The sequence below is a fragment of the Pedococcus sp. 2YAF34 genome (assembly GCF_052114585.1).
Classification (GTDB): Bacteria; Actinomycetota; Actinomycetes; order Actinomycetales; family Dermatophilaceae; genus Pedococcus.
In genome coordinates this window covers 1-9,105 of the sequence record NZ_JBFRFA010000061.1, presented here as the reverse complement: position 1 = coordinate 9,105, position 9,105 = coordinate 1, and the positions used below count along the sequence as shown (strand labels likewise).

Genomic DNA, 9,105 nt, shown 5'->3' with positions numbered 1-9,105 from the left:
CCGCCGTCCCACGCACCCCGGCAGCACCTCGACCGCCCGCCGCACACGGCCGGTCGTCCCCACGCGGGTGACGGCGGGGAGGGGCACACCTCCAGCCCCGCCCCGCCGTCACCACTGCGCCGCCGACCCGAGGGTCTGCGGCGCGTGGTCGTGTCAGCGACCTTCAGGTCGGTGTCGCATGGTGAGGTCAGCGGCAGACGGTGCGCTTCGCCTTCGGCTTCGCGAGGTCCTCGAGCAGCGAGGTCACGACCGGTTCGACATCCTTGATGCGGTCGTCGGTGGTCGGGACGGCGTTGAGCAGCACCAGCATGTCGTCGGGGTGCGCCATCGTGGGCGTGCTGTCGTTCCCGCTGTCGCCGACTGCCAGGGCGGCCTTGGTGATGGCGGAGAAGCTCGCCTCGTCGAGGGTGCAGGACAGGGTCTGCCGGTTGACCTTGGCGATGACGCTCCGGTCGACGTCGATGTTGACGGTGTCGGAGAAGCCCGCCACCCCTCCGAACCGCTGGATGGCGATGGGGTAGTCGACCGACGGGGTGGTGGAGGTCGACGCCGTCGCCGGGGCCTTGGGGATCTCCGGCGTCTTCGCGACGCACCCGGTGAGCACCATGCACCCGGCGAGCGCCGCGGTGAGCAGGGTGCCGACGGCGGTGGCACGGGCGGGCGCGGGCAGGGGCGCGGTGGCGGATCGCGACATACCGGACACCCTGCCACGTCGCCCTCCACACAGGGCCACAATCGGGCATGGGCTTCTCCTCCGCGGACCTCGATGTCGCGACCGCCGTGGTGCGCCGTCACTTCCCGGCCACTCCCCAGTTCGCGTGGCCGCTGCTCGGCGCGCACGTCGGCGCCACGGTCTGGGTCAAGCACGAGAACCAGACGCCGACCGGCGCCTTCAAGGTGCGTGGCGGCCTCGTCTACGTCGACCGCCTGAGGCGCGAGCGTCCCCACGTGGCGGGCCTCGTCTCGGCGACCCGCGGCAACCACGGCCAGTCGCTCGCGTATGCCGGAGCCGCTGCGGGACTGCGCGTGGTCATCGTCGTGCCCGAGGGCAACAGCCCTGACAAGAACGCGGCCATGCGCGGTTTCGGGGCGGAGCTCGTCGTCCACGGGGCCGACTTCCAGGAGTCGCGCGAGCACGCGGCCCGGCTGGGAGAGGAGCTGGGCCTGGAGACCGTGCCGTCCTTCCACCCCGACCTGGTCGTCGGCGTCGGCACCTACGCCAAGGAGCTGTTCGACGCCGCCGGTGCGCTGGACACGGTCTACGTGGGGGTCGGCATGGGCTCGGGCATCGCGGGGCTCGTGGGTGTCCGCGACCTGCTCGGGCTGTCGACCCGGGTCGTCGGTGTCGTGGCGGAGCGGGCGCCGGCGACAGCGCTGTCGTTCGCCGCGGCTGCGGTGGTGACGACTGAGCGGGCGGCGACGTTCGTCGACGGGGTCGCGTGCCGGACACCCGACGCCGCAGCCATCGCCACCATGGTGGCCGGGGTGGACCACATCGTGACGGTGGGGGAGGACGACACGGCCGAGGCGATGCGGGTGCTGCTGCGCACGACCCACCAGCTGCCCGAGCCGGCCGGGGCCATCGCCCTGGCCGGGCTCCTCGCCGAACGGGACGCGGCGGCGGGCCGGCGCGTCGGCGTCATCCTTTCCGGCGGCAACTGCGACACCTCGATCCTCACCGAGGTCCTCGCCGGCCGGACGCCGGCCGCCTGAGCCGCCGGGGGTGGGCCACCTATCCTGAGGCCATGAGGCGTGGTGCCCGTCGGGCGGTCGAGGCAGCCCTCGCCCTGGCCGTCGTCGCCACCGGGGCGGCCTGCGCCGGCGGCTCGACCGGGCCGACGTCGTCTACGTCGAGCCGGTCGAGGGCGGGCTGACCCGGCTGCTCGCGATCTTCAGCCGCGACCAGGCCCGCGAGGTGGGGCCCGTGCGCAGCGGACGCGAGACCGACGTCACGATCCTCGCCCAACTGGGGGAAGGTCGCCTTCGCCTACTGCGGCTCGTCGTCCTACACCGCCAAGGTGCTGGCCCTCGGGGCGCAGGTGAACCTCAGCAACGACCAGTCGGGCCGCGGCTACCGACGCGACCGCCCGCGGCCGGCGCCGTACAACCTCATCGGTGACCCCAAGGCCGTCCTGGCCCGCGCCGGCGGCAGTGTCGAGCCCCGCGACATCGGCTTCCGGTACGGCCCTCCGACCGCCGGTGGCGCCCCCGCGACCTCGGTCACGGCGCGATGGCCCGCGGCCACCGTGTCACTGCGGTGGGACGCGAAGCGAGGGCAGTACCTCGTCGTCACCGACGGCCGGCCGGACGTCAGCCCCTCCGGCACCCAGTACGGCGCCTCCACCGTGGTCGTCCAGTACGTCGCCTCCAAGGACTCCGCCAACCGTGACGTCAACGGCCGGCCGACACCGGTGGAGCAGCTCGTGGGTTCGGGCAGGGCCACCGTGCTGCGCGGCGGACGGGTGTGGCAGGGCACGTGGTCGCGCTCCGGCGCCACGTCGCCGACGACCTTCACCGCGGACGGGCAGGTCGTGACCTTCGCGCCCCAGGGCCCCGTGTGGGTCCTCCTCGTGCCGACCGGCCGGGTCGCGACGGTCCGCTGAGCGCTCGACGGCGCTGCGGGCACCGGCCCGACGTAGGGGGCAGCCGCATGCCGCCACCCCTGTCAGGGAGCTGTCAGGCACCGTCCCACAGCGGCCGCGGGGTCGCCGCCGCGATCTGACAACACCGCGTCTGCGCTGGTCAGCGCCGTCCGAAGGGCGCCGCGGCGTCAGGAGGCGACTTCAGGGCTGCCGGACACCGGGCCGTGCGCCCGAGGGTGGGTGCCGTCCGACAGACCGTGACCGCCCCCGCTTCTCGCGGCCGGCGGCACCAACCCAGGAGCTCCGATGTCCGCTCGTCCTTGGTCCAAGCCGCCGCGCACCGCCTCGTGGCCCGTGCTCGGTGTCGCCCTGGCGGCTCTCCTGGGGGTCGCGGCACCGGGAGGTGCCACCCCTTCCCGAGCGCAGGCCGCCACCCTGCCCGTCGTCAACATGGAGGCGACAGTCAAGGCCGCCCAGATCGACCCGCGCCGGGCCGACGACACCCTCACACAGGGAGCGAAGGCCAGCGTCCTCGCGGTCGAGAACGCGCTCCACGCCGAGCACCTCCTCGACGCCCAGTGGGTGGACGGCTACTTCGGCAGCAAGACCGTCGAGGCCTACGCCGCCTACCAGGCCTCCCTCGGGTACCACGGCCTCGATGCCAACGGGCTCCCGGGCGCGACCTCCCTGACCTCGCTGGGTAAGGGGCGCTTCAGCGTCACCCACCTCATCGGTCCGGGGTCAGAGGTACCCATGGACGGCTACGTCGTCGACACCCGCACGCGCAGCATGCTCCTGGAGGCCGAGCGCCGCCTGGGCCGCAACCTCGTCCTCGACCAGGGCTCCTACAACCCCGGCGGGGACCCGACCTCGGCGGGTACGCACGACGGCGGGGGAGTCGTCGACATCTCCGTCGCCGGCATGACCGCGAGCACCCGCACCCAGGTGGCGCGCGCGCTCCGAGAGGTGGGTTTCGCCGCCTGGGTCCGCAACCCCACGCAGGGTGACTGGCCCTGGCACATCCACGCGGTCGCCATCAGCGACACCGACCTCTCCAGCCAGGCGCAGCACCAGGCCGGCGACTACTACCTCGGCCTCAACGGCCTCGCCAACCACGCCGCGGACGACGGGCCGTCCGTCGTCATCCACACCTGGGAGGAGTACCAGCGACTGTCCTGACCTGCTCCCGACACGATCCCGACCCGCCACGACCTGCCTCGACCGGTCCCTCCTGACCGGTTGCCTGCAGAGCTCCACGAACAGCAGCTCCGACATCCACGAAGGGAAACCCATGAAGCTCCTCAGCAAGCCATTCGCCCTGGCCGCGGCGGCGGCGCTCGCAGCGCCGATGCTCGGCATCGGCGTCTCGAGCGCGTCGGCCGCCACGCGCGACGGCGCCTGCAACGACGGCGAGTTCTGCTACTACTACAACAGCGACCAGGCCGGCTCGGTCTCCGACTTCGGCGGTTCCATCGGGGACTACGGGACGACCCAGCCGGACTGCTACGACTTCAAGGGCGCTGGCAACGGCAAGGGCGTGTGCGTCAAGAACAACGCGGCGTCGGTCTGGAACCGCAGCAGCAAGACGGTCCGCGTCTACTACAACAGCAACTACGCCGGCTCCTACCAGGACATCCCGGGTGGGACCAAGCGCAACCTCAACACCACGCTCAAGAACAACAACGCCTCGCACCAGTTCATCAGCACGAGCACCGAGTCCTGCAAGAACTCGTTCGGGAACCCCCGCACCTGCGCGGAGGCTGTGACGTGGGCGAAGAACCACATCACGACCAGCTACCACTCCGAGTACGTCGGCATGTGCGACCACGTCATGGGCCTCGCCTACGGCTGGGCCCACAGTGGCTCCAGCACGGCATACGTGCACTGGACCCAGATCCCGACCAGCTACCGGCACGGTGGTGACCGGTCCGTCCCCGCAGGCGGCCTCGCGTTCTTCAGCGGCGGCAGCAGTGGTGCCGGCCACGTGATGATCTCGATCGGCGGCGGTGACTTCATCTCGACCGACATCAACGGCACGGGCACGCTCACCAAGACCACGATCGGCGCCATCGAGAGCCGGTGGGGCCAGCACTACCTCGGTTGGGCCCAGCCGTGGTTCAAGGCGAACCACTGAGCCGGGACGGGCGGGGGAGAACGACCGTGAGAAGGGGACCGGCCCGTCTGGGGTCAGCCGTGGTCAGTGTCCTGGTCGCCCTCGTCGGGGTCGCCACGTTCGCCTCACCGGCGAGCGCGGCGGCCCGCGACGGGGCCTGCAACAGTGGCGAGTTCTGCTACTACTACAACAGCAACCAAGCCGGGTCGGTCTCCGACTTCGCCGACTCCCTCGACGACTACGGCGCGACCCAGCCCAGCTGCTACGAGTTCAAGGGCGCAGGCGCAGGCCAGGGGATCTGCGTCAAGAACAACGCGGCGTCGGTCTGGAACCGCACCGGCAAGACCGTCCGGGTCTACTACAACAGCAACTTCGCCGGAGCCCACCAGGACTTCGCGCCCGGCGCGCAGGCAAACCTCAACGCGACGCTGAAGAACAACAACGCGTCGCACGAGCTCCTGGCCTCCGGCCCGGCGGGGTGCCACACCGACGGGACCAACACCACGCTTCCCAGCTCGATCCTGGTGTACCGGGTCTCGCTAGGCCGCGTGGACAGGGTGGCGTTCAAGACGTACGTCAAGAACGTCCTGCCGAACGAGTGGGTCCCGAGCTGGCCGGCGGCGTCGCTCAAGTCCGGGGCCATGGCGGTGAAGAGCTACGGCTGGTACTGGGCGCTGCACTCCACCCGCACGACCTCGTGGGGAGCCTGTTACGACGTCCGGGACGACACGGGGGACCAGGTGTACCGGCCCGGTACCGCGGTGTCCTCGACCAGCTCCGCGGTCGACGCGACGTGGGGCACCCGGATGACCCGCAGCGGCAACATCCTCCAGGCGCACTACTGCTCGACGACCACGGCATGTGGCGCCTGGGTGGCGGGCAACTGGATGTCGCAGTACGGCTCGCGTGACCTGGCCCAAGCGGGGCACGGCTACGCGTACATCCTCAACCACTACTACGACAACGTCGTGCTCACCTCCTAGGCCAAGCACTCCAGGTCCCGTCCGGGTGGTCGTCCAGCAGGCGGCGGCTCCGGGCGGGACCTTGGGCCATCCCGGGCAACAACTCCCATTTGATGGCTTCTGCGGTTGATTGCCCCTTTTGGTATCGGCCCTCGTGGCGTAGCGTCCCTCTCGCGGCCCCGACGGGCGGGGCCGGGGGACGGCCGGGAGGGCGCCGTGGGGGACGTCGCGGGGCAAGCCACGTGGACGACGAGGGCCGAGGCCATCGAGGACTTCGCGCGGGAGCTCGCAGACCTGCGCGAGTCGGTGGGACGACCGTCGTTCCGGGCCATGGCGGGGCGGTCGAAGGTCATCTCGCACACGACCCTGCACGAGGCGGTGCACGGCAACCGCCTGCCCAGCTGGGCGACGACCGTCGAGTTCGTCAAGGCCTGTGGAGCCGATCCGGCGGCGTACCGGGACCGGTGGGAAGGGGCGGCCAGGTCGGCCGGGTGCCTGGCCAGGGCCGTCGTGCCGTCCTTGCCTGACCCGGCCCTGCCACTCGTCGTCGAACCACTCGTCGTCGAACCACCCGTCGTCGAACCACTCATCGGCCCAGCGGCGTCCCCCACCACAGGCCGGCGTCGACCGCGACGGGCTGTGACGGCGCTCGCCGCAGCTGCCCTCCTCGCATCGGCGGGTGGCGTGGCATGGTCGGTCGCAGGCCACGCCGAGACGCCGGCGGCCGCGCCGCCGCCGGTCGCCCGTGACTGCCCCGTACGCCGGGCCAACCCCCCTGCGGCAGCCCCGGTCCACGCAGGGGACCGCGCGGCGTTCGTCGCCGACGTGACCTTGCCGGACTGCAGCCACGTGGCCAGGGGGCAGCGCGTCGACAAGGTCTGGCGCCTGAAGAACGCGGGCAGTGTCCCGTGGGCCGGCTACACGCTGCACCGTCTCGACGTGCCGCAGGGCCGTGACGAGTGCCAGACGATCCCCGATGTCCCGGTCCCGGACACCGCGCCCGGTGGCCTGGTCGACGTCGAGGTCCAGGTCAGCGTCCCCCCGACGGCCGGGTTCTGCCTCGTGCGCTACAAGATGGTCGACGGCGACGGCGTCGTGGCGTTCCCCGGGAGCCGGCCCGTCACCTTCCAGCTCGTCGTCGACTGAGCCGGTCAGGTCCCGACGGGACCGGGTCGGTGAGATTCCTCGCACCCGTCGCACCCGCGGGACCCTCCCGTGCGCGACAGGACTAGTCTCGGGGCCGAACCTCACCCATCAGCAGACGAGGACGTCAGACGTGGATCTGTTCGAATACCAGGCTCGAGACATGTTCGAGAAGCACGGCGTACCCGTGCTGGCCGGCGCGACCGCCACCACCCCGCAGCAGGCTCGTGAAGCCGCCGAGGCCATCGGCCCCAAGAGCGGCGGGGTCACCGTCGTCAAGGCCCAGGTGAAGACCGGCGGGCGCGGAAAGGCCGGCGGCGTCAAGGTCGCCAAGAGCGCCGACGAGGCGCAGCAGCACGCGCAGGCCATCCTCGGCATGGACATCAAGGGCCACACCGTGGGCACCGTGATGATCGCCCAGGGCGCGCGCATCGCCGAGGAGTACTACTTCTCGGTGCTGCTCGACCGGGCCAACCGCTCCTACCTCGCGATGTGCAGCAAGGAGGGCGGTATGGAGATCGAGCAGCTCGCGGTCGAGCGTCCCGAGGCCCTCGCCCGCATCGCGGTCGACCCCAACACCGGCATCGACGCGGCCAAGGCCGCCGAGATCGTCGAGGCCGCCGGGTTCGACGCCGAGACCGGCGCCAAGATCGCCCCGGTGCTCGAGAAGCTCTGGGAGGTCTACCGCGACGAGGACGCCACGCTCGTGGAGGTCAACCCGCTGGTGAAGACCGAGGACGGCGACATCGTCGCGCTCGACGGCAAGGTGACCCTCGACGCCAACGCCGACTTCCGCCACCCCGACCACGAGGCGCTCGAGGACAAGGCTGCAGCGGACCCGCTCGAGGCCGCGGCCAAGGAGAAGGGCCTCAACTACGTCAAGCTCGACGGTTCAGTCGGCATCATCGGCAACGGCGCGGGCCTGGTCATGTCGACCCTCGACGTCGTCGCCTACGCCGGTGAGGAGTTCGCCGGGTCGCCCAAGCCTGCCAACTTCCTCGACATCGGTGGCGGCGCCTCCGCCGAGGTCATGGCCAACGGACTGCACATCATCCTCGGCGACGAGCAGGTGAAGTCGGTGTTCGTCAACGTGTTCGGTGGCATCACCTCCTGCGACGCCGTCGCCAACGGCATCGTCGGCGCGCTCAACGCGCTCGGCGACGAGGCGACCAAGCCGCTCGTCGTGCGGCTCGACGGCAACAACGTGGAGGAGGGCCGGCGCATCCTCGCCGAGGCCAACCACCCGCTGGTGACCATCGAAGAGACCATGGACGGCGCGGCCCGCAAGGCCGCCGAGCTGGCTTCGGCCGCCACGAACTGACAAGGGCCGGGAGAACACAACAATGGCAATCTTTCTCGATGAGAACTCCAAGGTCATCGTCCAGGGCATGACCGGCTCCGAGGGCATGAAGCACACGCAGCGCATGCTCGCCTCGGGCACCTCGATCGTCGGCGGCGTCAACCCGCGCAAGGCCGGCACCACGGTCGAGTTCGACGGCGGCACCACCGTGCCCGTCTTCGGCACGGTCGCCGAGGCGATGAAGGAGACCGGCGCCAACGTGTCGGTCATCTTCGTCCCGCCGGCCTTCGCCAAGTCGGCCGTGGTCGAGGCCATCGACGCCGCCATCCCGCTCGCCGTGGTCATCACCGAGGGCATCGCGGTCAAGGACTCCGCGGAGTTCTACGCCTACTCCAGGACCAAGGGCACGACCCGCATCGTCGGCCCCAACTGCCCGGGCCTGATCAGCCCCGGGAAGTCCAACGCCGGCATCATCCCCGCCAACATCGCGGGTGCCGGCCGCATCGGCCTGGTGTCGAAGTCGGGCACGCTGACCTACCAGATGATGTACGAGCTGCGGGAGTTCGGCTTCTCCTCCGCCGTCGGCATCGGCGGTGACCCGATCATCGGCACCACCCACATCGACTGCCTCGAGGCGTTCGAGAAGGACCCGGAGACCGACGCCATCGTCATGATCGGCGAGATCGGCGGCGACGCCGAGGAGCGCGCGGCTGCCTACATCAAGGAGCACGTGACCAAGCCGGTCGTCGGCTACGTCGCCGGGTTCACCGCCCCCGAGGGCAAGACCATGGGCCACGCCGGCGCCATCGTCTCGGGCTCGGCCGGCACGGCTGCCGCCAAGCAGGAGGCCCTCGAGGCCGCGGGCGTGAAGGTCGGCAAGACGCCGTCCGCCACGGCCGACCTCATGCGCGAGATCATGCGAAGCCTCAAGGGCTGAGCACCTGCACAAGTAGCCTGTCCCGCAAGGGATCGCACGAAGGCCGTCACCCCGGTGGGGTGACGGCC

At 71.1% G+C, this 9,105-nt stretch carries 11 protein-coding genes; 10 read left to right on the top strand and 1 reads right to left on the bottom strand.

Annotated elements, in window-relative coordinates; all coding sequences use genetic code 11:
• Positions 1–187: 187 nt before the first annotated feature.
• Entirely contained in the window at positions 188–694 is a 507-nt protein-coding gene (locus AB4Z02_RS18560) for a hypothetical protein (RefSeq protein ID WP_441972823.1), read from the bottom strand.
• Between the two features lie 47 nt (positions 695–741).
• Between AB4Z02_RS18560 and AB4Z02_RS18555 the strand changes: the two genes are divergently transcribed.
• The 10 genes from AB4Z02_RS18555 (at position 742) to sucD (ending at position 9,037) form a co-directional block, all read left to right on the top strand.
• Positions 742–1,713: a threonine dehydratase gene (locus AB4Z02_RS18555; RefSeq protein WP_441972821.1), complete on the top strand. Its 972-nt coding sequence runs from the start codon at positions 742–744 to the stop codon at positions 1,711–1,713.
• Positions 1,714–1,745: 32 nt separating this feature from the next.
• Entirely contained in the window at positions 1,746–1,874 is a 129-nt protein-coding gene (locus tag AB4Z02_RS18550) for a hypothetical protein (protein WP_441972820.1), read from the top strand.
• Positions 1,814–2,119: a DUF3048 domain-containing protein gene (locus tag AB4Z02_RS18545; RefSeq protein ID WP_441972825.1), complete on the top strand. Its 306-nt coding sequence runs from the start codon at positions 1,814–1,816 to the stop codon at positions 2,117–2,119. Before AB4Z02_RS18550 ends, AB4Z02_RS18545 begins: the two co-directional genes overlap by 61 nt.
• Entirely contained in the window at positions 2,019–2,603 is a 585-nt protein-coding gene (locus AB4Z02_RS18540; protein ID WP_082590032.1) for a DUF3048 C-terminal domain-containing protein, read from the top strand. Before AB4Z02_RS18545 ends, AB4Z02_RS18540 begins: the two co-directional genes overlap by 101 nt.
• 285 nt (positions 2,604–2,888) lie before the next feature.
• Positions 2,889–3,761 carry a peptidoglycan-binding domain-containing protein gene (locus AB4Z02_RS18535; protein WP_056882416.1) on the top strand — a complete coding sequence of 291 codons (873 nt, stop codon included), beginning with the start codon at positions 2,889–2,891 and terminating at the stop codon, positions 3,759–3,761.
• A gap of 112 nt (positions 3,762–3,873) precedes the next feature.
• Positions 3,874–4,716 carry a peptidase inhibitor family I36 protein gene (locus tag AB4Z02_RS18530; protein ID WP_235531316.1) on the top strand — a complete coding sequence of 281 codons (843 nt, stop codon included), beginning with the start codon at positions 3,874–3,876 and terminating at the stop codon, positions 4,714–4,716.
• A 59-nt stretch (positions 4,717–4,775) separates the two neighbouring features.
• Positions 4,776–5,678 (top strand): peptidase inhibitor family I36 protein, encoded by a 903-nt coding sequence (locus tag AB4Z02_RS18525; protein ID WP_441972819.1) that lies wholly within the window; start codon positions 4,776–4,778, stop codon positions 5,676–5,678.
• 195 nt (positions 5,679–5,873) lie between these two features.
• Complete coding sequence (locus tag AB4Z02_RS18520) at positions 5,874–6,803, top strand: NBR1-Ig-like domain-containing protein (RefSeq protein WP_056882417.1); 930 nt, start codon at positions 5,874–5,876, stop codon at positions 6,801–6,803.
• Positions 6,804–6,933: 130 nt separating this feature from the next.
• A complete protein-coding gene (sucC, locus tag AB4Z02_RS18515) occupies positions 6,934–8,121 on the top strand; it encodes an ADP-forming succinate--CoA ligase subunit beta (RefSeq protein WP_441972818.1) in 1,188 nt (395 codons plus the stop codon).
• A gap of 22 nt (positions 8,122–8,143) precedes the next feature.
• Positions 8,144–9,037 (top strand): succinate--CoA ligase subunit alpha, encoded by an 894-nt coding sequence (gene sucD / locus AB4Z02_RS18510; RefSeq protein ID WP_056882419.1) that lies wholly within the window; start codon positions 8,144–8,146, stop codon positions 9,035–9,037.
• Positions 9,038–9,105: the final 68 nt, after the last annotated feature.

Excerpts from the sequence above, each read along its gene's own strand:
- AB4Z02_RS18535 (WP_056882416.1), top strand. The coding sequence starts at position 2,889 with ATGTCCGCTCGTCCTTGGTCCAAGCCGCCGCGCACCGCCTCGTGGCCC.
- AB4Z02_RS18555 (WP_441972821.1), top strand. The coding sequence starts at position 742 with ATGGGCTTCTCCTCCGCGGACCTCGATGTCGCGACCGCCGTGGTGCGC.
- sucD (WP_056882419.1), top strand. The coding sequence starts at position 8,144 with ATGGCAATCTTTCTCGATGAGAACTCCAAGGTCATCGTCCAGGGCATG.
- AB4Z02_RS18530 (WP_235531316.1), top strand. The coding sequence starts at position 3,874 with ATGAAGCTCCTCAGCAAGCCATTCGCCCTGGCCGCGGCGGCGGCGCTC.
- AB4Z02_RS18560 (WP_441972823.1), bottom strand. The coding sequence starts at position 694 with ATGTCGCGATCCGCCACCGCGCCCCTGCCCGCGCCCGCCCGTGCCACC.
- AB4Z02_RS18550 (WP_441972820.1), top strand. The coding sequence starts at position 1,746 with ATGAGGCGTGGTGCCCGTCGGGCGGTCGAGGCAGCCCTCGCCCTGGCC.